Annotated in this window: 22 protein-coding genes; 20 read left to right on the top strand and 2 right to left on the bottom strand. The window is 48.7% G+C overall.

Annotated features, from left to right (window positions below; translation table 11 throughout):
- From OXG75_07190 to purU, 8 genes are all read left to right on the top strand, one after another.
- Positions 1-357: hypothetical protein (locus OXG75_07190; protein MCY3625757.1), on the top strand; the 357-nt coding region annotated here is incomplete at its 5' end.
- Positions 354-1,106: a (Fe-S)-binding protein gene (locus OXG75_07185; protein MCY3625756.1), complete on the top strand. Its 753-nt coding sequence runs from the start codon at positions 354-356 to the stop codon at positions 1,104-1,106. The genes OXG75_07190 and OXG75_07185, both read left to right, overlap by 4 nt.
- Positions 1,103-2,548 carry a LutB/LldF family L-lactate oxidation iron-sulfur protein gene (locus OXG75_07180; protein ID MCY3625755.1) on the top strand — a complete coding sequence of 482 codons (1,446 nt, stop codon included), beginning with the start codon at positions 1,103-1,105 and terminating at the stop codon, positions 2,546-2,548. The genes OXG75_07185 and OXG75_07180 overlap by 4 nt, the downstream gene beginning before the upstream one ends.
- Entirely contained in the window at positions 2,503-3,174 is a 672-nt protein-coding gene (locus tag OXG75_07175; GenBank protein ID MCY3625754.1) for a lactate utilization protein, read from the top strand. Before OXG75_07180 ends, OXG75_07175 begins: the two co-directional genes overlap by 46 nt.
- Before the next feature lie 244 nt (positions 3,175-3,418).
- The gene (locus tag OXG75_07170; GenBank protein MCY3625753.1) at positions 3,419-3,775 is read left to right on the top strand and encodes a zinc ribbon domain-containing protein; all 357 of its coding nucleotides are present in this window, start codon (positions 3,419-3,421) and stop codon (positions 3,773-3,775) included.
- 3 nt (positions 3,776-3,778) lie between these two features.
- On the top strand, positions 3,779-4,570 hold the full coding sequence (locus OXG75_07165; protein ID MCY3625752.1) for an SDR family oxidoreductase: 792 nt from the start codon (positions 3,779-3,781) through the stop codon (positions 4,568-4,570).
- Positions 4,571-4,633: 63 nt separating this feature from the next.
- Positions 4,634-7,441: a class I SAM-dependent DNA methyltransferase gene (locus OXG75_07160; protein ID MCY3625751.1), complete on the top strand. Its 2,808-nt coding sequence runs from the start codon at positions 4,634-4,636 to the stop codon at positions 7,439-7,441.
- 74 nt (positions 7,442-7,515) lie between these two features.
- On the top strand, positions 7,516-8,385 hold the full coding sequence (gene purU / locus OXG75_07155; GenBank protein MCY3625750.1) for a formyltetrahydrofolate deformylase: 870 nt from the start codon (positions 7,516-7,518) through the stop codon (positions 8,383-8,385).
- A gap of 79 nt (positions 8,386-8,464) precedes the next feature.
- Here purU and OXG75_07150 read toward each other — a convergent pair whose 3' ends face one another.
- Positions 8,465-11,053: a PBP1A family penicillin-binding protein gene (locus OXG75_07150; protein MCY3625749.1), complete on the bottom strand. Its 2,589-nt coding sequence runs from the start codon at positions 11,051-11,053 to the stop codon at positions 8,465-8,467.
- 93 nt (positions 11,054-11,146) lie between these two features.
- Between OXG75_07150 and OXG75_07145 the strand changes: the two genes are divergently transcribed.
- From OXG75_07145 to OXG75_07090, 12 genes are all read left to right on the top strand, one after another.
- The gene (locus OXG75_07145) at positions 11,147-11,359 is read left to right on the top strand and encodes a hypothetical protein (protein ID MCY3625748.1); all 213 of its coding nucleotides are present in this window, start codon (positions 11,147-11,149) and stop codon (positions 11,357-11,359) included.
- A gap of 34 nt (positions 11,360-11,393) precedes the next feature.
- On the top strand, positions 11,394-12,305 hold the full coding sequence (locus OXG75_07140; protein MCY3625747.1) for a cysteine synthase family protein: 912 nt from the start codon (positions 11,394-11,396) through the stop codon (positions 12,303-12,305).
- A 248-nt stretch (positions 12,306-12,553) separates the two neighbouring features.
- Complete coding sequence (locus OXG75_07135; GenBank protein MCY3625746.1) at positions 12,554-12,973, top strand: hypothetical protein; 420 nt, start codon at positions 12,554-12,556, stop codon at positions 12,971-12,973.
- 181 nt (positions 12,974-13,154) lie between these two features.
- On the top strand, positions 13,155-15,005 hold the full coding sequence (gene ftsH / locus OXG75_07130; GenBank protein ID MCY3625745.1) for an ATP-dependent zinc metalloprotease FtsH: 1,851 nt from the start codon (positions 13,155-13,157) through the stop codon (positions 15,003-15,005).
- Positions 15,006-15,125: 120 nt separating this feature from the next.
- On the top strand, positions 15,126-15,962 hold the full coding sequence (folP, locus tag OXG75_07125) for a dihydropteroate synthase (GenBank protein MCY3625744.1): 837 nt from the start codon (positions 15,126-15,128) through the stop codon (positions 15,960-15,962).
- A 3-nt stretch (positions 15,963-15,965) separates the two neighbouring features.
- Positions 15,966-16,763, top strand: coding sequence for a diadenylate cyclase CdaA (gene cdaA, locus OXG75_07120; protein MCY3625743.1), 798 nt, complete (start codon positions 15,966-15,968; stop codon positions 16,761-16,763).
- On the top strand, positions 16,763-17,719 hold the full coding sequence (locus tag OXG75_07115; protein ID MCY3625742.1) for a CdaR family protein: 957 nt from the start codon (positions 16,763-16,765) through the stop codon (positions 17,717-17,719). Before cdaA ends, OXG75_07115 begins: the two co-directional genes overlap by 1 nt.
- Before the next feature lie 3 nt (positions 17,720-17,722).
- The gene (gene glmM / locus OXG75_07110) at positions 17,723-19,105 is read left to right on the top strand and encodes a phosphoglucosamine mutase (protein ID MCY3625741.1); all 1,383 of its coding nucleotides are present in this window, start codon (positions 17,723-17,725) and stop codon (positions 19,103-19,105) included.
- A complete protein-coding gene (locus OXG75_07105; protein MCY3625740.1) occupies positions 19,106-19,819 on the top strand; it encodes a pyridoxine 5'-phosphate synthase in 714 nt (237 codons plus the stop codon).
- 34 nt (positions 19,820-19,853) lie between these two features.
- Positions 19,854-20,231 carry a holo-ACP synthase gene (gene acpS, locus OXG75_07100; GenBank protein MCY3625739.1) on the top strand — a complete coding sequence of 126 codons (378 nt, stop codon included), beginning with the start codon at positions 19,854-19,856 and terminating at the stop codon, positions 20,229-20,231.
- 111 nt (positions 20,232-20,342) lie between these two features.
- A complete protein-coding gene (locus OXG75_07095; GenBank protein MCY3625738.1) occupies positions 20,343-21,617 on the top strand; it encodes a Mur ligase family protein in 1,275 nt (424 codons plus the stop codon).
- Positions 21,592-22,626, top strand: coding sequence for a histone deacetylase (locus tag OXG75_07090; GenBank protein ID MCY3625737.1), 1,035 nt, complete (start codon positions 21,592-21,594; stop codon positions 22,624-22,626). The genes OXG75_07095 and OXG75_07090 overlap by 26 nt, the downstream gene beginning before the upstream one ends.
- Positions 22,627-22,718: 92 nt before the next feature.
- Here the strand turns inward: OXG75_07090 and OXG75_07085 are convergent, their stop codons facing one another.
- A complete protein-coding gene (locus OXG75_07085; GenBank protein ID MCY3625736.1) occupies positions 22,719-22,988 on the bottom strand; it encodes a hypothetical protein in 270 nt (89 codons plus the stop codon).
- Positions 22,989-23,091: the final 103 nt, after the last annotated feature.

Here is a 23,091-nt window from a genome sequence, read left to right as displayed (position 1 = left end):
AGATATCTCTCACTTCTTAAAAATCTCTTTATCAGGGCATACGAGTCATCCGCTTTGCGTTACAGAGGGGTAAGACATGTGGTTGGTGAACCTGATCGGTTCTTGATTAGCCACCGCGAGAGACTTGTTTATATTATAGGTGAAGTGATCCGCGCCACGATGGGAAGAAAGCCGGCGTTTGAATATCTTGAGAACTGGACAAAGGAAAATGTCGCTTCTGATGACAGGGAAACATTCAGGGAAATCGCTGAGAACGAACTTATGATGACACTGTGCGAAGGGAACTGCGCACGTTACAGGGTAGGGCTGCGCGAATTTCAAGCTTGGCAGGAGGTCTGGAACAAAAAAACGTCATGAGATCCCAGAAAAAAGAAAACGAAATTCTTCTCTTCATAACATGCCTTGTAGACAACTTTTTTCCAGAAGTGGGAGAGGCGATGCTCAGGGTTCTCTCCAAAATGGGAATGAATGTCGAATTTCCGAAGAACCAGACATGCTGCGCGCAACCGGCGTTTAACTCCGGCCACAGAAAAGAAGCCGGGAAGGTCGCCCGCCATTTTCTCGATGTCTTCGCGAGAAGCGATAAAGCGATTGTGTGCCCCTCGGGTTCATGCGTTTCCATGGTAAAGAATTACTATGCTGAGATTCTCCGCGATGATCCTGAGAGGCTTTCCCGGGCAAAAGAAGTCTCATCCAGAATTTATGAGTTCTCAGAATTCATCTACAGCAGAAAAGAAACCTTCAGGCTTGAGTCCCGATACAGGGGCAAAGTTACGTTTCATGATTCCTGCCACGCCCTTCGGGAACTCGGGATAAGTTCCCAGCCCCGGGAGATCATCAGGTCGCTTGACGGGGTTGAGCTGGTTGAGATGAACATGCCGGATGCATGCTGCGGTTTCGGGGGCACTTTTTCCATCAAGTATCCGGAAGTGTCAAAATCCATGCTTAAGGAAAAAACAGACTCGATCTTGGATTCAGGGGCAGATGCCGTCGTTTCAACAGACATGGGATGCCTCATGAACATAAAGGGACTTGTATCCAGAAAAAAAATGCCCGTAAAAGTGCTTCATCTGGCCGAGCTCATTGCTTTTGAGGACACTAAATGATTACCGAACGCATAGATTTCAAGAAAAATTCCGTAGAGGCTCTAAAAAGCTCAAAGCTGAAAAAAGCTCTTGTGAATTTCACCGACAGGTCAAGAGCCTTCAGACGGAAAGCGGTAAACGAAGTCTCTGAGTGGGAAGAACTCAGGTCCGAAGCCAGAAGGATAAAAGAAGATGTGATCAACAATCTGGACAGCTATCTCCTAGAGCTTGAAAAAAGCGTTATCAGGATGGGTGGCAACGTACACTGGGCAAAAGATGCCGAAGAAGCTTCCTCAATAGTGGTCAATATAGCCAGAGAAAACAACGTCAGAAACGTCGTGAAAAGCAAATCGATGGCCACAGAGGAGATAGAACTTAACAGGCACCTCATATCAAACGGGATAAACACCGTGGAAACAGACCTCGGGGAATACATAGTTCAGCTTTGCGATGATCATCCCTTCCACATAATCGCCCCCGCAATCCACAAAACCAAAGAAGACATATCGAAGCTTTTCTCCGAGAAATTCGGAGTGCCCGAGTATGAAGAGCCGGAAAAGCTTACGGAAATAGCGAGAAAAAAACTGAGAGAAAAGTTTCTCTCGGCCGATATGGGCGTTTCCGGGGTGAACTTCGCCGTGGCGGAGAGTGGAACCATAGCAATAGTGGAGAACGAGGGCAATGCCAGGCTCGCAACCACGTTTCCAGACATACACGTGGCTATCATGGGAATAGAAAAAATCGTTCCCAAGTTCGAGCAGCTCTCCATTTTTTTGAGCCTTCTGGCAAGGAGCGCCACGGGGCAGAAATCCTCCACTTACGTTTCTCTCATAACGGGCCCCAGAAGGGAAGGGGAGAGTGATGGTCCCCGGCAGTTTCACCTTGTTTTTCTTGATAACGGAAGAAGCGACATAGCAAGATCAGAGGAGACAAAGGAATCGCTCTACTGCATAAGATGCGGAGCCTGCATTAACATATGTCCGGTTTACAGACAGGTAGGAGGGCACAGTTACGGATGGGTTTACTCGGGACCGATAGGCGCGGTAATAACTCCCCAGTTAAACGACTTGGAAAAAACGGCAGACCTGCCGTTTGCGTCATCCCTTTGTGGAGCCTGCAGGGACGTGTGTCCGGTAAAAATCGATTTTCCCCATGTTCTTCTCTCTTTGAGGCAGAAAGTAGTGGAACAAGGCAGGAAGAAGCCGGATCCGGCAGGATTCATGGAGAAAATTGCTTTTCGGGTCTGGAGTTTTGTTTTCAGCAAGCCGTTTTACTATAATCTTACAGGAAGAGTGATGGTTTTTCTTCAATATTTCTACCAAAAAGGCAATGAATTACAGGGACTTCCATATCCTTTTTCAAAGTGGACTAGAGAAAAAAACTTTCCTGCCTTCTCGAAAAAACCCTTTAGACAAAGATGGAAAGAGAAATACCATGGGGAAAATGGAATAGGACTAAGATGATTTTTAAAGAATCCAAAGCACTTATACTACAAAACTTACTACATCCCGCGGGAACAATGGAGAAAGGGGAAAGGGAAACTACAAAGAATGGTTTTCTAAACCCTCAATTATCTATTGATCAAAGCAAGTTACAAAACGATTTTATAGTAAACTTTGAGATGGTATCCGGGGAAGTTCATCTTCTCGAAGAGAAAGGAAGCCTGATTGAGAAAATAAATGAACTTATCCAGGAGCTTGGTGCCCAGTCGGTTTCCTTTTGGGATACAAAACCCTTGAAATCACTTGAAATTGCCTCGGAAACTGATCTTGCAACCGCAGATATAGGAATAACTGGAGCTGATTTCGCCATTGCTGACACAGGAACCTTAGTTCTGCTGTCCGGTCCAAAGCAGCCTAGGCTTACTTCGCTTCTACCTCCCGTGCATATCGCGATACTTGAAAAAGAGAATATAGTTTTGAATATTCATGCTCTGTTTGCAAAGCTCGGGGAATCTTATGAAAAAAATTATGATGAATTGTGTACGTGTATTTCTTTTATAACTGGACCGAGTAGAACGGCTGATATAGAACTTAACCTTACACTGGGAGTTCATGGTCCAGGAAGAGCAATAGTTATAATTGTCTAAAAAAAACTTATAAGCTTTTATCTTTAATTACCTCTAATTACTTATAAATATATCCCAAATGACACTCCTCTTCAAGTTTCCCAGCGAAAATACCCAACGTCCGATAATGTATATTATGTAAACTTATATAAATCCATGGACAAATCCGGGGGGATCAGCGAGAAGTCCCCTATTTAACCGCTGTTCTTGATTTTTTTTCATATATCCGGATGATTTTCTGGAAACATGGGGAATTTTATAAGCCATGCCTATTTACGAATATCAATGCAGAAAGTGTGAAGGCGTCTTCGAGATACTGCAGGGCTTTAATGACAAACCTGTAAGAAAGTGCGAAAAATGCGGAGGAAGACTTAAGAGACTCATCTCTGTTTCCGCTTTTCATCTGAAAGGCTCGGGTTGGTATGAAACCGACTACGGGAAGAAAAAAATATCTGAGCCCAAGCAGCTAAAAGATCACGATATCGGAGAAGATGCCCCTGCCGCTTCTTCCCAGAGTCCCGTTCTTCCAACGGAACAAGCTGCTGTTTCAGGTTCCAGTCAGACATATGACTCTATAAAGTCCGATACGAAAAAAGCGAAGTCAAAGCAGAAGAAAAAATAGCTTATGGACCTCGGCATAAAGGGAAAAGTCGCCTTGGTGGCGGCGTCCAGCAAGGGAATTGGAAAAGCAATAGCTTTTGCTCTTGCAGATGAAGGTGTAAATCTCTCCATATTCTCGCGTTCAGAAGAAGAAATAGAGCGCACGGCTTCCGAAATAAGAACCCGCTTTCCGCTTGATGTTCTTGCCTCTGCGGCCGATGTAACAAATACAGAACAGATTGACCGTGTAATAGAAGAAACGGTAAAAACACTTGGCGGAATTGACATTCTGATAAACAACGCCGGAGGGCCCCCTTTCGGCTTTTTCGAAGATTTTGAATCACCTGACTGGCAAAACGCCTTGGAACTTAACCTTCTAAGCGGCATTTACCTGGCGAAGAAAGTAGTTCCTCTGATGAAGAAGAGAAGCTGGGGAAGAATAGTCAACATAACCTCAATAGCTGTTAAGCAGCCGATAGACGGGCTGATACTCTCAAACACTTCCCGTGCCGGGCTCATAGGCTTCTCAAAGACTCTTTCAAACGAACTGGCAAAAGACAATATACTGGTGAACAACATCTGTCCCGGAAGGATCTACACGGACAGGATAAAGGCACTTGCGGAAAAACGGGCCGCGCAGTCGGGCATTGAATACGAAGAAGCCATAGAAGAAATGGAAAAAGACATTCCCCTAAGGAGAATAGGATCTCCAGAAGAACTGGCCGCCCTAGCCTGCTTTCTTGCTTCAGAAAAAGCAAGCTACATGACCGGAACAACTATCCAAGTAGACGGAGGACTCCTCAAAGGACTATTTTGATCTCATTTTCATAAATATAACCACCCGATTATGGAAGCATTTCGATTGAAAATATAAACCACCATGCGCTTATCTTGGAATGAAATCCGAAGTCGCGCAGCCGAGTTTTCTCGCCAATGGGCGGACGCTGCTTACGAAAAAGGAGAAACGCAAAGTTTCTATAACGATTTTTTTGAAATATTCGGAGTTAAACGCCGTTCCGTCGCCCACTACGAAAAACGTGTAAAAAAATTAGATAACAAGTCAGGTTTCATAGACCTGTTCTGGCCGGGGAAGCTGCTGGTTGAACAAAAAAGTTCTGGCAATAATCTAGCCGACGCCTATGAGCAGGCTGAGGATTATTTTGATGCTCTGCCCGAGGGAGAACGTCCACGTTATATTCTGGTCAGCGACTTCCAGAATTTCGAGCTCCATGACCTTGATGAAAGAGAAAAGATTGCCTTTACGCTGAATGACCTGTCTGCGCATGTCGAGAAATTCGGATTCATAACCGGCGTGGAGCGGAAAACCTTCCGCGATCAGGATCCGGCAAACATAAAGGCGGCAGAACTTGTCGGACGATTGCACGACGCTCTTGACGAGGCAGGCTACCGCGGTCACGATCTGGAACGCTTCCTGGTACGGATCGTTTTCTGCCTTTTTGCTGATGACACGGGCATTTTCGAACCGCGCGATATCTTCCTTGATTTCATCGAGACGCATACAAGGGAAGACGGTTCCTATCTCGGAGCTAAGATCACCCAGCTTTTCCAGGTTCTGGATACACCGGTTGACAAGCGCTCCTTGGCTCTTGACGAAGACCTTGCCAACTTTCCTTACGTAAACGGCGACCTTTTCTGCGAACCTCTGAGTATTCCCTCTTTTAACAAAACAATGCACGAGCGCCTCCTTGAATCCTGTTACTTCGACTGGTCGAACATATCTCCGGCGATTTTCGGGGCACTCTTCCAGTCTGTCATGGAACCAGAAGAACGTCGCATTCAAGGTGCCCATTATACAACCGAGAAAAACATCCTCAAGGTAATTGAACCACTGTTTATTGATGATTTACGCAAGGAGTTTGAAGAGATCAAGAGAAAAAGAAGAGAGCGCAGAAAGCGGCTTGAGGAGTTTCAGAAAAAACTCGGCAGTCTTACGTTCTTCGACCCAGCCTGTGGTTGCGGGAACTTCCTGATAATCGCTTACAGAGAAATCCGTCTGCTTGAAATAGAAGTAATCCGTGAACTGCGCACACGGGAAATCCACACAAAGGAAATCAGATCAATACGACAGGGAGAGTTCTACATGCAAAGACTCTCCCTGGTGAACGTGAGCCAGTTCTACGGCATTGAACTCGGTGAATTCCCAGCAAGGATCGCTGAAACCGCTCTTTGGATGATGGATCATATTATGAATAACCAATTGAGTTTGGAATTCGGGGAGACTTACACACGTATTCCGCTTAAGACATCACCCAACATCCGATATGGAGATGCTTTGGAAGTTGACTGGGTTGAGATTTTACCGCCGGAACGTTGCGACTATGTGTTCGGCAATCCACCGTTTGTGGGCTCGAAATTTCAGACAACTGATCAGCGTGCACAAATCCGCAAAATAGCAAATCTGGGTAAAAGCGGCGGCAGCCTAGATTATGTTGCCGCCTGGTTCATCAGGGCTGGAGAATATGTTCAGGAGACTCCAGCGCGAATAGGGTTCGTGGCAACGAACTCTATTACTCAGGGCGAGCAGGTGGGACAGCTATGGCCGCTACTGTTTGGCCGCTTTAAGCTCGAAATCAGTTTTGCTCACCGCACTTTCGCCTGGGGTTCTGACGCTCGTGGCAAAGCACATGTCCATGTGGTAATTATTGGGCTGGACAGACGAGGAATGGCAAAATCGGAAAAATACCTGTTCAGCTATCCCGACATTAGTGGTGAACCGGAGGAAACTCGACACAAAGCACTGTCACCCTATCTTTTTGATTGCGGCGAATTAGACGATACCAATCTCGTAGTGAGAGAAGAAAGCCGACCGATCAACGGGCTGTCAAAACTGATCATCGGGTCAAAGCCGATAGACGGCGGCCATTACATTTTTACGACCGAGGAACGAGAACAATTCCTTGAAGAAGAACCGGAAGCCTTATCTTTACTACGCCCTTTTATAGGTGCCCGGGAATTTTTGCGGGGCGGCAAGCGCTGGATTCTCGCTTTGCATGACGCATCACCGTCTTTGTTAGCAAGGATGCCAAAGGTAAAGAAACGAATTGCCGCTGTTCGTGATTATCGCAAAGCCAGCAAAAGCAGTCCGACTCAAAAATTAGGGAAAACTCCCACACTCTACCATGTAAACGTACTTCCTGAAGCCCCATTCTTGGTCATTCCCGAAGTCAGTTCAGAAAGACGGGAATACATTCCAATTGGCTGGCTTGAACCGCCAGTCGTTCCAAGCAACCTCGTTCGCGTTCTGGAAAACGCCTCTCTCGTCGATTTTGCGCTTCTTACTTCGGCCATGCATATGGCTTGGCTGCGACATGTCGGCGGACGATTGAAAAGCGATTATCGCTATTCTATCGGTCTTGTTTATAATACATTTTCTGTACCACCCGGATTTATGGACAAGAAGACAAGCTGGGGGAAATTGGAATCACTCGCTCAAGCCATACTCGATGCCCGTGCTACCTACCCAGACACAACACTTGCTGATCTATATGATCCCGACTTGATGCCGCCCAACCTCCGCCGCGCACACCAAGCCCTTGATCTTGCTGTGGACCGGCTCTACCGCCGCTCCGGTTTCGCTTCCGAGCGCGAGCGTATAGAGCACTTGTTCATGCTTTATGAGAAAATACGGATCCCTTTAAAAACCGACAAAGCCTACTTAAAGGGCTAAGAACAACCTGTAGGATTTTTGGGTTTGTTTCATGTAGAATAACAGCTTAACTGAAAGGAGCGTTGGTACTGATCATGCCAGAAAAATCTGAACAAGCAATACTGCTTACGCATTCTCTTGACCGTCCGGGTCTTCTCCGCGCAATAATCGACTTCATATCCAGGTATGGCGGTAACATACATGAAATGCAGCACTGCATGGACATGGATGACATGGTCACCTTTGTTCGTGTAAAGTGGGAAATGGAGAAATTTTCCATTCCCAAAGAGGAATTCTCCGAACGTTTCCAAGAGGAAGTAGCTTCTGAATTCGATATAAAATTCGACATATTCTTCACCGGGAAAAGGCTGCGCATGGCAGTTTTCGTCTCAAAACTCCCACATTGTCTCTCCGATATCATATACAGGCTAAGGGTCAGGGAGTGGAATGTGGAAGTTCCCCTCATTATAAGCAATCATCTTAACCTCAAGCCTGTTGCCGACCGCTACGGCATGGATTTTTATGTGTTCAACGATGTGGAAAATAACAAAGAGGGAGTGGAAGCCAGTCAGCTTGAGCTTCTCAAGGACTATAAAGTGGATTTCATAGTGCTTGCCAGGTACATGCAGATACTTAGCGAGGATTTTGTCTCACACTACAGAAACAGGATAATCAACATTCACCATTCCTTCCTTCCCGCCTTTCCAGGAGCACGTCCCTATCACAACGCCTACAAAAGAGGTGTCAAGATCGTTGGGGCAACGAGTCATTACGTAACCGAGGATTTGGATTCCGGACCCATAATAGAGCAGGATGTAATACGGGTAAACTACAACGATTCCATAGACGACCTAGTGAGAAAGGGAGAGGATCTGGAGAAACAGGTTCTTTCAAAAGCAATCTGGTCTCACATCAACAGAGAAATTCTGATATACAAAAACAGAACAATAATGTTCAATAAATGACCCTCTAAACTTCCTGGAGCTTGGAGGGAATCGAAGCTCAAGAAGATGAATTCTACCCAGTCGTTTCTCTGTTACCTGCTTATTCATTATCTTCTTCCTTATCCCGCCTGAAAAGAGACCTTATCCTGTTGTAGTCGTATTCTTCTGAGCTCTCCGCTTTCTTTTCCGCAGATTCCACTACCATCATCTTCAATCCCCTGAGCACCTCGTCTTTGGACATGGCTGGCTTGACCTTGAATGAAATTTCTCCCAGGGGAGTGTTCCTGATTTTTATGCCGGATGGAATCTCGAATTCCTTGCGCTCATTGTATTTGTCAAGCACCCTGCTCATGTACTCTTTCCAGACTGGAACCGCGGACAGGGATCCTGCTTCCTTGTCTCCAAGCGAGGTGTTATCGTCCTTTCCAACCCACACCCCCGCGACAACCATGGGACTGTATCCTATGAACCACGCATCCGTATAATCATTTGTGGTCCCTGTCTTGCCTGCGACTCTTGCCTTGGAATTAAGTGAGTTGGCGAGCAGTCCCGTCCCCTCCGATACAACCGCTTCCATCATGTCCGTCATTATATATGCCGTCTCGGGGCTTATAACCCTCTTAAACTCTTCCGTATTGCCAAAATAATGGATGGGAACTTTCTTGATGAAAAACCCGAATTCCCCCGCGGTAACGAACTCTCTTTGATCTTCGGCCAAAAGCCCTAAAAACTGCGACCTGCTCTCGCTAGGCTGCGGCGAAAGACGCTCCTGATAATGCCATTCCCCCGACTCCTCACCCTGCTTAAGTCTCCTCTCGTACCGCAGATACACCTCCCCGGTGTTATCCTCAATCAGGCTTCCGTTCCTGTCATAGATCCTGAGTATGAAATTCGGTTTCCTGTATATCCCGGAATTTGCGAAAACAGAATATGCTGCAGTTATTTCCAGCAGAGTAACTTCGGAGCTTCCCAGAGCAAGCGAGGGATAGGGATTGATTCTGGATCCGAACCCGAAGGGCCTGGAATAACTCGCTACATATCGCGGATCCACGTCCATGATAAGCCTGATCGAAGAAAGGTTCCTCGAGTTGACGAGAGATTCTCTGAAGAAGATCGACCCCATGTATTCTTCGTCGTAATTCTCCGGAACCCAGTCATCCACGATAATCGGTACGTCAAGGAGCTTGCTCGTCTGCGTATACCCTTTGTCTATAGCCGCCGAATAGAGAAAAGGCTTAAACGCGGAACCCGGCTGCCTTTTCGCCTGAATAGCCCGATTGAACTTCGAGAGTCCGAAGTCATATCCTCCTACCATTGAGATGATGTTGCCCCTTGCGTCCATGGCAACCAGTGCCCCCTGGGTCTGGGGCCAGAACAGGGGAACTATATCGGTCACCTTCTCGTCGCTTACAGACACCCTCACCTTTATAACGTCTCCCGGGTTCAGTCTCTCCGGGAGAAGATAGATGCCATCGGGAGGGGGAAGATACCTCTCCGGGTCGACTATGTAACTGAACTTCCGTTTCTCGCCGCCGACTTCCACCGTGGCAAAAGAAGTTTTCTCGTCTATGTCTCCCGTGACGGTGATAACGGCCCTGTACGTTCTTCCGTCCTGAAAAGCAAGCTGGCGCTGCTGTTCTTTGAATTCCTCGATCTGCTCAAGAGTTCTGAGTCTGGCAATGGTAAATCTGGTTCTGCCCTGTCTTTTCTCGGTGTTGCGTATTCCCCTTCTAATGGCCCTGTAAGCCACAAGGTTCAGGTCCATGTCAAGGGTTGTGTAAACCTTGTAACCGCCCTTTTCGTAGGCCCTCCTGCCGACTTTCTTCTCAAGATACTCCCTTACGTACTCAATGAAGTAAGGGGCTATGTACTCCCCTCTGGGTTCCTGCTTCGGAATGATTTTTATCTTGTACGCCAAGGCGTTCCGCTTCTGTCTTTCGGTTATGAACTCCTGGTTGCGCATTATGTTTATCACGGTCTTCTGCCTTTTAAGCGCATTTGAGGGATTGACTCTGGGTGAGTAAAGCTCGGGTCGTCGCGGAATTCCCGCCAGCAGGCACGCCTCGGCTATGTTTATGTCTTTTGCCGACTTCCCGAAGTAATTCCGGCTCGCCATCTCAACTCCGTAGACGCCGTCGGCAAGGTATATATGGTTTAGGTAAAGATAGAGTATTTCGTCTTTGGAGAGGTTCTTTTCTATTCTGTATGAGAGAATAGCTTCTTTTATCTTCCTGCTGTAGGCCTTTTCCGGACCCAGAATGAGGTTCTTGGTTATCTGCTGCGTAATGGTGCTTCCGCCGGAGACGATTCTGCCCGTAATCAGGTTCTGTAAAAGGGCCCTCACAACGCTTTTGGCATCCACGCCGCTGTGCTGGTAGAACCTCCTGTCTTCGACGGCTATAAAGGCGTTTACTACGTGAGTAGGCATATCCTCGAGATTTACAAGCGCCCTTCTCTCAAGCCCGGACTGTGCTATCAGCTCTCCTTCGGATGAATAGAACTCGTTTAGAATAGCGGGCTGATACCTTGTGAGATCGCGAAGGTCAGGGAGATCTTTTGAGAAATAGATATAGACCGCAAGAATCCCGACCAGACAGGCAAACGCAAAGGCCAGAGGCAAGAAGAAACGGAAACGGGGAAGCTTGCCCGGCTCTTTGCCGGCAAGATTGATCCCTCTATTAAAATTCATTTGCACCGGGAGTATACAGTTCCGTGGAAATCAACTCGAAAAAAGGTTACCTTAAAAAAACTTTTTGGGTTATTTTAATCGGCAATTAGAGCAATGACACATTTTTCTGAAGATGAAGCGATGGCCGCTCTCAGTTCATACGTAAAAGGCGTGACGGACCAGGAAATAAAAGTACTTATTCTGAAACTCAAGAACGAGATCAGGAAAGAAGACGTGACGTGGGAGCAGATAAGAGAGATACTGGCTGAGATCAAAAGCAAAGACGGCAGCGCGCTCAAAGACATAATCCCTTTTCTTGTGTATTGACCGGGCACGGAAAATCCGCACGAAAAACACGCAAATGGCAAACCTGATTGACTGCATCGGCAACACTCCGGTAATAAGGCTCAGAAGCGTACCGAAAGACGGACGCTCAAAGATATGGGCGAAGCTTGAGAACTTAAACCCTGCGGGCAGCATAAAGGACAGGGCATGTATCGCCATGCTAAGACAAGCGGAGCATAAAAACCTGATAGAACCCGGTAAAACAACCGTAATCGAAGCGTCAAGCGGGAACACCGCGATAGGAATAGCCCTTTGCTGCCGGGCAGGCGGCTACGACTTCACCGTTGTTATGCCCGGGGATACGGCAAAAGAGAAAGTCCAGGTAATAAAAGCGTTTAAGGGACAGGCGGTTCTCACCGACCCAAGCCTGGGGCTTCGAGGGTCGAGAGAAAAGGCTCGCGAGATAGAACGCGAAAACCCGGATTCCTATTTTCTTGACCAGTTCAAAAACACAGCGGACATAGGGATTCACCGCGAGGAAACCGCGAAAGAAATAAAAAACCAGATACCGGGACATCTCGATGCCTTCGTGTGCGGAGTCGGAAGCGGGGGAACGGTAATGGGAGTGGGCTCTGAACTCAAAAAAATCTACCCCGGTCTCAAGGTAGTGGTGGTCGAACCCACAGAAAGCCCTACTCTTTCCGAGGGGAAAGAAGGTACTCACGGCATCTGCGGAATATCGCCCGGGTTCGTTCCCGAGAAGCTTGATACCGGCGTGATCGACAGAATCTACGCGGTTTCCACGGAGGATGCCCGTGAATGCGCCAAAACTCTCGCTTCCGAGGAAGGCATACTGGTCGGAATATCTTCGGGAGCCTGCCTCAGCGCGGCCCTTGGGATCTCAGAAGAACTTCGAGACGGCGGCCAGGTGCTTGTAACTTTCTGCGACAGTGGAGAGATGTATCTGGGAACGGACCTTTACGATTAAAAAACCCATTTGAGCAACAAGGTTAGGAAGTGGTCTTTTTTACGGAAACCTGTTGTTGTTTTATCACCGCGATTGATTATAATCGAACCGGTAACATAGGAAACATGCAGCCTTGACAAGAACTTTTTGTTTCGCATAGATTTTTTAATAAAACCTTCCAGTGAAACTATGATATTATCCGTTACGCCCGTAGGCGGGCATGTATGTGGGGGCCTCCCACAGGCTAAAACCCGTGGGAGGCCTCTCTTTTGAAAACAGCGATTTTCATCGACGGTGGATATCTGCGGGTGTTAGTTCGGCAAGCTGACCTTGAATATACGCCTGACTACATTGAAACCATTGCCCACTCTTGTCTTTTAGAAGACGAATTCCTTCTACGCATCCTCTATTACGACTGCGCGCCGTACAAAGGAAATCCAAAGCTTCCCGTCTCCGGAAAACCAATCGATTTCACGGGCTCTGATGAATGGATAAAGGTTTTGTCCGCCAAGCCACAATTCGCTGTTCGCTTCAGTGTTTTAAAGTTTCGGGGATTTGTGCCCAAGAAAATCCCCCTCTCTACAAGCACACTATCGCAGGTGGCCCTAGTACAATTTCCCGGGCAGACATTAGCCAGAGAATTACTTTCCCACTCTGACTTCCAACGCCAAGTCGAATGGCCCGACTAAATGAGTCAAGACTTTTCGCGCAACAAAACAGCAAGTCCATTCTCTTATGGATTTGGATAAAGGAAAACGCTGGGATCTTGGCATTATCAAAACCCGTTTGAAATGAAAATTTAACTATGTTATTTTATCTTCCGGATATGTTTATCCGCGTGAGAGTTGTGTAAATATCAAGGAATAATATATGTCAGCAAACATTTTTAAAAACCTTGTGCTCTGGGTGGCCATATTCGTCGGAGTGTTCGCCGTGTACCAGTTCATGAACACCTCGGCGAACGTCTACTCGGAAATATCCTACAGCAAATTCCTGGAACACCTGGATAACGACAGGCTGGCAAGGGTAGAGTTCGGCGAAAACATAATAAGGGGAGAGCTTAAAAACGCCGACCCCGAAGACCGCGGATTCACAACCACCGGCCCCGCGGGAGAACTCCTTATCGCAAAGCTTGAGGAAAGCGGAGTGGAGTTCAGTTTTTCCCATCGCAAACAGAGTTCGCTTACACAGATACTGATAAACTGGGGCCCTCTTTTCATACTGGTCGCACTCATGGTCTTTTTCATGAGACAGGTACAGGCCGGAGGGACGAAAGCGATGAGTTTCGGAAAAAACCGCGCGAGGATGCTCTCCGATGAACAGAACAAGATCACCTTCAAGGACGTGGCCGGAGTCGAGGAGGCAAAAGAGGAAGTAAGCGAAATAGTGGAGTTTCTGAAAAATCCGGAGAAATTCACGCGGCTTGGAGGAAGAATACCCAAGGGAGTCCTTCTGGTCGGTCCCCCGGGAACGGGAAAAACCCTCCTGGCAAAAGCCATAGCCGGAGAAGCGGGAGTGCCGTTTTTCATCATAAGCGGGAGTGACTTCGTGGAGATGTTCGTCGGAGTCGGAGCTTCAAGGGTAAGGGACCTGTTCATACAGGCCAAGAAAAACGCCCCTTGCATAATATTCGTTGACGAACTCGACGCCGTGGGAAGACACAGGGGAGCAGGACTAGGAGGGGGCCACGACGAAAGGGAGCAGACCCTTAACCAGCTCCTGGTCGAGATGGACGGCTTTGAAGGGAACGAGGGCATTATAGTCATGGCCGCCACGAACCGCCCGGACGTGCTTGACCCGGCGCTTCTCAGGCCCGGGAGGTTTGACCGCCAGGTTGTCGTTCCGAGGCCGGATGTCAGGGGAAGAGAAGCCATCCTGGTCGTTCATTCAAAAGACACCCCGATGGCTGCTGACGTTGATCTTTCGGTGATCGCCAGGTCCACCCCGGGTTTCTCCGGAGCCGACCTTGAAAATCTGGTCAACGAGTCGGTTCTTCATGCTGCCCGCAACGACAAGGAACAGGTCTCCATAGAAGACTTTGAATACGCAAAAGACAAGGTCACAATGGGAGTTGAGAGAAAAAGTATGCTGATAAGCGAAAAAGAGAGAAAAATCACCGCTTATCACGAGGCCGGACACGCGCTCGTAGCGAAACTTACTCCCGAGGCCGATCCCATACACAAGGTGACGATCATACCGAGAGGAATGGCTCTCGGAGTTACTCAGCAGCTCCCCCTTGAAGACAAGTACACCCTGTCGAGAACCTATCTCCTTTCCACAGTAAAGGTGCTTCTGGGAGGCAGGGCCGCCGAAGAACTTGTGTTTTCCGAAAGAACCAGCGGCGCCGCGAACGACCTTGAGAGAGTTACCGACATAGCCAAAAAAATGGTATGCGAATGGGGAATGAGCGAAGTTGTGGGACCGGTAACTTTCGGCAAAGGGGAACAGCAGCCTTTCCTGGGCAGGGAAATATCGAGAAAAAGCGATTACAGCGAAGATACCGCGGTGCAGATCGATCAGGAGACAAGGAAGATCGTGAACGAAAGCTACGACGAGGTGATGAAGCTCCTCGGAGACAATTTGGATCTTCTGCATGAACTCTCTTCCCTGCTTCTTGAAAAAGAAGTCGTAGACTCGGCGGAACTTGACGAACTGGTGTCAAAAACACGTGAGTTCAGGCCGGAAGCGAAAAAGCCGTTCGATATAACCAGCAGGGTCTGATTCCCAGGGTTCTGCCCTGCCCCGCCGCTGTTTTCTGGCTGTCTTTGCAAAACCGGGAGTAAAAGCCCTTTGCTAAAGTCTTCAGTCCACAAAGCAGATCAGAACGCACCAGAACATCATTTGATAAAACTCGGTTCAAAAGAACTGGATCTCAGCCAAAAACCCCTCGTCATGGGAATCGTGAACATGACGCCGGACTCCTTTTATGACGGCGGAACGTACAACGATCCCCAAAAAGCTCTCGGGAGAATCGCCTCTTTAATCAGAGACGGGGCCGATATTATCGACATAGGAGGAGAATCCACAAGGCCGGGTTCTCTCGGCGTGAGCACGGAAGAGGAGCTTGACAGGGTTATACCGGTAATAGAAGCGGCTTCGGTGGAATTTGACACCGTAATATCCGTCGACACCACAAAAGCGGCCGTCGCCGAGGAGGCTCTTGGGTGCGGAGCCTCGATGGTAAACGATATAAGCGGACTGAGTTTCGAGCCGCAAGTGGCGCAGAAAGTATCGGAGAAAGGAGCCGCAATCGTACTCACCCACACAAGTTCACGCCCGCTGGACATGCAGGAGAAAACCCAATACAGTTCGCTTATTCCCGATATAGCGGACTTTCTTCTGAATTCGGCTCAGGCGGCAATGGCGGCGGGAGTGCCGCGGGACCACATAATAATTGACCCGGGCATCGGATTCGGAAAAACCACTCCGCAGAACCTCGAAATCATAAGAAAGCTCGAGGAATTCTGCCGGCTCGGGTTTCCGGTCTGCATCGGAACCTCGCGAAAATCCTTTATAGGAGAAATCCTGGGGAGCCCGCTTGCCGAGCAAAGATTGATAGGATCCGTCTGTTCAGTAATAATATCAATGCTCAAGGGTATTTCTATCGTAAGAGTTCATGATGTACTTGAGACAGTGCAGGCGATTAGGACGGTAAAGAGCATATACGGGACTAACTAGGATATGACAGATTCTACCATACAGAACTTTCGATTCTTTTCCGACAGTCTGGATATCCTGATCGTCGCCATAATATTTTTCTACGTACTGAAGGCCATAGAGGGAACCAGAAGCTCGCAGATCCTGGTAGGACTCGTGGCTATGGCGGTTCTTTACTTCGCCTCGAGGAAATGGGGTTTTTTCACGCTTAACTGGGTGCTTACGCACTTTCTCGGCTTCGCTATCCTCATAATAATAATTCTCTTTCAGGATGATATAAGAAGAGGGCTTGCGAACATAGGGAAAAAACCTCTTCTCTTCAGTTTCGCAAAACATGCCGTAAACGAAGCAATGATAGAAGAGCTGGGGGATGCCTGTTCTTTTCTTTCTTCAAGGAAAATCGGAGCCCTGATAGCCATTGAAAGGCAGGAGAGCCTAAGAGTGTTTCCCGGAAGACCCATTAACGCCAGCTTATCAAGCGAGATGCTTATAACCATTTTCAACCCGGCGTCCCCTCTTCACGACGGAGGAGTGATAGTCAAAGACGACGTTATTGTTTCAGCCGGGTGCTTTTTCCCGATCAGTACTGACCTTGAACTGGGAACGGAGCTTGGAACAAGGCACAGGGCGGCAATAAAGCTCTCCAACGAGACTGACGCCGTCGTTGTAGTCGTGTCCGAGGAAACGGGGAAGATCTCGCTGGTGGCGGACGGAGAACTTAAGAGAATCGCCAACGATAGACTGCTTAAGCCGAGTCTGGTTTCCGAACTTACCACCGAGAGCCTGAGCAGCATAAAAACAGGCCAGGCAGGAAAAGCCTGATGGAGAAAAAACCTTTCTTTCAAGGTCTTACAAAAAAAACAATCGCGCTCGCGCTGGCCGTAATGCTCTGGGCATTTACGAACTTCGAACTTGACGTGGAAAGGGACGTCAGGATTCCGCTTCACCTAAGCGGCCTGCCTGAAGACCTTATTATCGTGAACAATGCCCCCGAAAATGTTGACCTATCTCTCAGGGGAGCGAGAAATCTGCTCTCTTCATTTGCCTTCTCGAACAAGTCAATTCCCGTTGACCTGCAGAAAACGGAAAGGGGTGTCCTTAAAATAGACTTAAAGCGCGCGGCATCGCAGATAGTTCCCAGAGGAATCGATATAGTCGCTGCGAGGCCCTCAAAGCTCTCTCTTAACATAGACATGCTTGTGACGAAAAGGTTCAAGGTGAAACCCGTGCTCGGAGAACCGGACTCCGGCTACGAGATATCGAAGAAATTAAAAGTCGTCCCGCAATTCGTAAAGGTAAAAGGACCCGCTTCGCAGCTTGGCAAGCTGGAAAGCATAGAAACGGCGAAAATAAAGCTTGAAGGCGAAAAAGCCGAGTTCACGGCGCCGGTGCAGCTGCAGCTGCCATCCCAGTACATGGAAGTCCTCGAAGGCGATCACGTGAACGTAACGGTTTACATAAAAGAGATAATACTGTCCAAGGAGTTTCGGGATGTCGACATAGTTCCCCGGAATTTCGGAGAACTCGAATACACTACAACTCCCGAGCTTAAGGCCACACTGGTATTCAACGGCCCCTACAAGACCATCAACGACCTTACGAGCAATGATGTCAAAGTTTTCATAGACGGGACGGAGATGGGCGAGAGCAGGGTGAAAAGACTCAGGGTAAAAGTTCAGTATCCAAGTTCAGATCTGCTGAAACTTACGAAGACCTCTCCGACGAGTGTCAGGGTCAGGGTCAAACCGCCTCCCCCGGAAGAATCCCCCGAGACGTAAATCATGAAAAAGTCCGCATCTGAATTTCCCGAAAGAAAGATTTTTGGAACCGATGGAATAAGAGGGGTTACCAACACCTATCCAATGACCCCCGAGGTATCGCTTGCTCTCGGAAAAGCGCTCACAAAATATCTGTCCGGGAAAACGGGCAGCCACGTGAAGATACTCGTCGGCAAAGACACCCGCCTTTCAGGCTACGTCTTCGAACAGGCAATAGCCTCGGGCATAACGTCCATGGGAGCCGACGTACTGCTCGTCGGTCCCCTGCCCACTCCTGCCATAGCCTTTCTCACTTCAAACATGAGAGCCACGGCCGGCGTGGTCATCTCCGCGTCGCACAATCCCTACACCGATAACGGAATAAAGATATTCGATTCCACGGGCTTCAAGCTCCCGGACACAACGGAGGCTGAAATAGAGAACATGGTTCTCGGAGAAAAACAGCTAAGCCCCCCTCCCCTGACGGGAAAGGCGAAAAGAATCGAGGACGCGGTCGGACGCTACATAGTGTTTCTCAAAAACACCTTCCCTGATAATCTTACGCTCGACGGGGTGAAGATCGTAGTTGACTGCGCCAACGGAGCCGCGTACAAGGTCGCACCCATAATCTTCGAGGAACTTGGGGCCGAGGTGATCACGATCGGCACTGAGCCCAATGGAACGAACATAAACGTTGACTGCGGAAGCCTTCGCCCCGAAATACTCTGCGAAGAAGTAGTGCGAAGCGGTTCCGACATAGGAATAGCGCTTGACGGAGACGCGGACAGGGTGGTTTTCTGCGATGAAAACGGAAATGAGGTTGACGGCGATCATGTGCTTGCGATCTGCTCATCCGAAATGCTTGAAACCGGCACCCTGGCAACGGACACCGTGGTGGCTACCCAGATGAGCAACATGGCCCTTGAGAACTACCTCAGCGCAAAAGGGCTGAGACTCAAGAGAACCCGCGTGGGAGACAGATACGTGGTAGAAGCAATGAGAGAGCTGGGAGCAAACCTGGGAGGCGAGAAATCGGGTCACCTGCTGTTTCTTGACCACTCGACAACGGGAGACGGACTGCTGGCCTCGCTTCAGATTCTGGGCATAATGAAAAGAAAGGGGAAACAGCTTTCTGAACTCGCCGGGATAATAGATTTGTTTCCCCAGGTTCTTAGCAGTCTTGAAATCAAAGAGAAAAAACCGTTTGAGCAGATCCCGGGGCTTGTCGAGATCGTCAGGGAATCTGAAAAAATCCTTGGAGACAAAGGAAGAATAAACCTCAGATATTCCGGAACCGAACTGCTGGCGCGGGTAATGGTGGAGGGAGAGGATGAAACCCTGATAAACGGAATCGCTTCCCGCGTATCTTCCGTAATAAGCGAGAACATCGGAACAGGAAATCTGTAGATGAAAACCAGACTGAACGTAAACGTTGACCACGTAGCAACCCTGAGACAGGCAAGGATGGGAGACGAGCCCGACCCCGTGACCGCAGCCGTGCAGGCTGAACTCGCCGGAGCGAGCGGAATAGTGGTCCACCTTCGTGAAGATCGTCGACACATTCAGGAAAGGGACCTTCTTCTGCTGAGACAGACGGTGCGGACGAAACTTAACATGGAAATGGCCGTAACGGACGAAATGATTGAGATTGCGTGCGAGACGCTTCCCGACGTCGTGACTCTCGTTCCGGAAAAAAGGCAGGAGATAACCACTGAAGGAGGACTTGACGTGCGCGGGGATACGGAGAGAATTGCCGCGGGGATTGAAAAACTGAAGAGCTCCGGGCTGTTCGTAAGCATTTTCATAGACCCTGACCCCGAACAGATAAGCGCCTCCGCGCAGACCGGAGCCCATATGGTTGAACTCCACACCGGAAGTTACGCAAACGCCCGCGACGAGACCGGGATGATGATGGAACTTGATAAGATCAGAAAATCAACGGAAGACGCCCTCTCCCACCGACTCAGGGTATCCGCCGGTCACGGGCTTAACTACGTTAACGTGACCGCGGTTTCACGGATAGACGGGATTGAGGAACTCAACATCGGCCACAGCATAATTTCACGGGCGGTTCTCTCCGGAATGGAGGAAGCCGTAAGAGACATGATCAATCTGCTATAGTATTTTTCTACAGCAGGGAATAAGGCAAAAAGATATGGTTTCAGGCATAGGCATCGATATGGTTCGCAACAGTCGCATAGAGAACCTTATTGAGAGGTGGGGGGAGAAATTCCTTCGAAAGGTCTTCACCGATGATGAACTCGCGCAGAACGGTGACGGCAAAAACAGAAACATAAGCTACGCGGCCAACTATGCGGTCAAGGAAGCCTTCGTGAAGGCGCTGGGGACCGGGTTCAGACGGGGAATAAAATTTCACAACATAGCGGTCAAGCGCAATGAGCTTGGAAAACCCTTCATAGACCTCAGGGGAAGCACAAAGGAAATCGCTGAACAAAGGGGCCTGACCCGAATTCATACCACCATATCACACGACGGGGAATACTCCGTCGCCGTAGTTATACTTGAGGACTGATCACCCAAACTCGGATCTCCGTCCCGCCCTTGCGGATTCGAAAAAAACGCTCCTGCAACCTGGGAGGGATATCAAGCCGACATGTGCTATCTTTAACCCGGTAGGCCCGAAATGTTTAAGAATCTGAAAAAACTCCGCCTAAAGGGAGTGGACAGCGTAAAACCGGGGCTCGGCAGAATCACCGCGGTTCTTGAAGAACTGGGGTTTCCTCACAGGAAAAAGGATTACGTCGCCGTTGCCGGAACTAACGGCAAGGGGTCCGTGGCGGCCTGTATCGCGTCAATATTCGAGGTGAACGGCTATCGCGCAGGTCTCTTTACCTCCCCTCACCTGATCAACGTCACGGAAAGAATAAAAGTGGACGGAGAGGAAATAACCTGGGAGCAGCTTGAAGAGACCCTCGGCACGATTTTTGCCGCCTGCGCCGGGATTGGCGTGGAGCTCAGTTATTTCGAAACGCTCACGGCAGCTGCATTTCTTCACTTCAACGGCAAGTCAATAGATGTAGGCGTGCTTGAAGTGGGAATGGGCGGGAGATGGGACTCGACAAACGTATGCGATCATCTGGCAGGCGTCATAACGAACGTGTCCTTTGACCACACCGAATACCTGGGAAACACTTTGGGTGAGATTGCCGGGGAAAAAGCCGGAATAATCAAAAAAAACGGTCTCGTGGTGACAGGATGCACGGGCGAGGCCCTCTCGGTAATCGAGCGCAGGGTCCGGGAGAACTCCTCAACATGCCACAGAATCGGAGCGGAGTTCACTTACGGGGAAAAAGAAGATCTGAGCTTTGATTACATGGGGCCCAGGTGGAACGTTCCGGGACTCAGAATTTCTCTCGCGGGCACGCACCAGGTGGAAAACGCCGTTATATCCATAGCGGCAGCCGAGTTGCTGACAATGCATACCCGCTACAAAACGGACCCGGAAAAAATAAAAGAGGCTTTTGCTGGAGTCAGTCTGGGGGGGCGAATGGAGTACTTAAACAGGGAAACTCCCGTTATAATCGACGGCGCGCACAACCTCGCCGCGGGGGAGAACCTTGTTAAGTCCCTTGAGTTTTATCATCCGGGGAAAAAATTCAATTTCCTGATAACGATGCTTGAGAACAAAGACATCGGAGGGTTCACCGAAACGCTCTCCCGCGTTTCGGGAAAACTGATCATAACGGAACTTGCCGGAGTCAAAAAGTCGTTGGAAACGGAGAAAATTCTGGCGCTTGCCCGGGGACAGTTCGACTCGGTCGAGACGGTAAAAGATCCTCTGGAGGCATATGAAAAACTTCTTGGCTACGGAGAAGCAGCCTGTGTTTGTGGTTCCTTTTATCTCATAGGTTATCTTAAAGAGGCAGTCCAAAATGAAAAAACTCTCGATAGTAAGTAACGATCTTTTCCTGGCTCACCAGAACCCTCCCGGACATCCGGAGTGTCCGGAAAGACTGACCAGCATTCTGGGAGCACTTGAGAGTTCGGGTCTCATGGAGAAAACGGTTCCAGCCGACACAAGGCCCGCTACGGAGGAAGAGATCACTCTGGTACACAGCAAGCCCTATTTCGATATGGTCAAAGGCACCTCCGGCAAGGAGTTCTCGAAGCTTGATGCCGACACCTCTACGTGCGAAGTTTCTTTTGACGCCGCGCTTGCGGGTTCCGGGGGGCTTATATGCTCTGTAAACGATATTCTTTCAGGGGAAATCGATACCGCGTTCGTACTCCCCCGCCCTCCCGGACATCACGCTGAACACGACAGGGCGATGGGGTTCTGCCTGTTTAATCACGTGGCGGTCGCCGGGGCCCACCTGTTGGCCAACTGCGGTCTTGAAAGAGTCCTGATCATAGATTGGGACGTGCACCACGGAAACGGCACCCAGCATATCTTCTATGATTCAAGCAGTGTGCTCTTCTTCTCAGTGCACCAGTTCCCGTTTTACCCCGGCACCGGAAGCTTAAAGGAACTCGGATACAAAGAGGGACTTGGGTACACGGTTAACGTCCCCTGCCCCGCGATGCTGGGAGATGAAGATTACCTCAGAATCTTCGCCGAGATACTCGAACCCGTGGTGGAGCAGTACTCCCCGGAATTCATTCTCATATCCGCGGGCTTTGACGCTTACCAGGTCGACCCGCTGGGAGGAATGCTGGTTACCTCAGAAGGTTTCGCCAGGCTTACAAGATTCGTTATGCGACTCGCCGAGAGACACTGCGGCGGAAATATCGCCTTTTTGCTCGAGGGCGGCTACAACACCGCAGAGATGGGACTGATCATGCGGTCGGTCATCGAGGAAATACTTGATCTTAAGGTGTCAGATAGCGGTTTTGATCCTAAAAGGACAACCTGCGAACACACCGTCTCGGAGATCAGAAAAATTTACTCGAAATTCTGGGATTTCTAGAAGCTTACTGGTTTTTAAGAAGAATCAGGAAAAATGGGGTTAGACCTTGTTTGGGGAATTACATACATAAATAAAGAACTAAAAACCCACATTCAAGCAGGAAGAATAGTGTATCCTAGTTCTTTCCATTTGTTGTGTACGTATGCTTCAAACTGTGGTATTTCTTTTATGTAGTCTTTTTGAAGTATAAGTGCTAACTCATAACCACTGTCTGTAAAATACACGGAACCGGCACTAAAGAAATAAGTGGAATCAGGGGCTTTCTTCAGCTTAAGCCGTTTAACATTGTTGCAATACAAAACAATAATTGTTTCAGGAAAATTTCTTAGTTCAAATCCGGTCAAACTTTCAAACCGTATCATACCAATATTTTCTAGGTGCATTAATCTGCCAAAATTAATTTCTTTATCTCACAACTTGAACTTTAAAACGCACCACTGAGTTCGATAATCTCTTTTCAGGGGA

It is taken from the genome of Candidatus Dadabacteria bacterium, assembly GCA_026705445.1.
In the GTDB taxonomy this organism is placed as follows: Bacteria; Desulfobacterota_D; UBA1144; order Nemesobacterales; family Nemesobacteraceae; genus Nemesobacter.
This window is presented reverse-complemented; position numbering and strand designations above follow the sequence as displayed.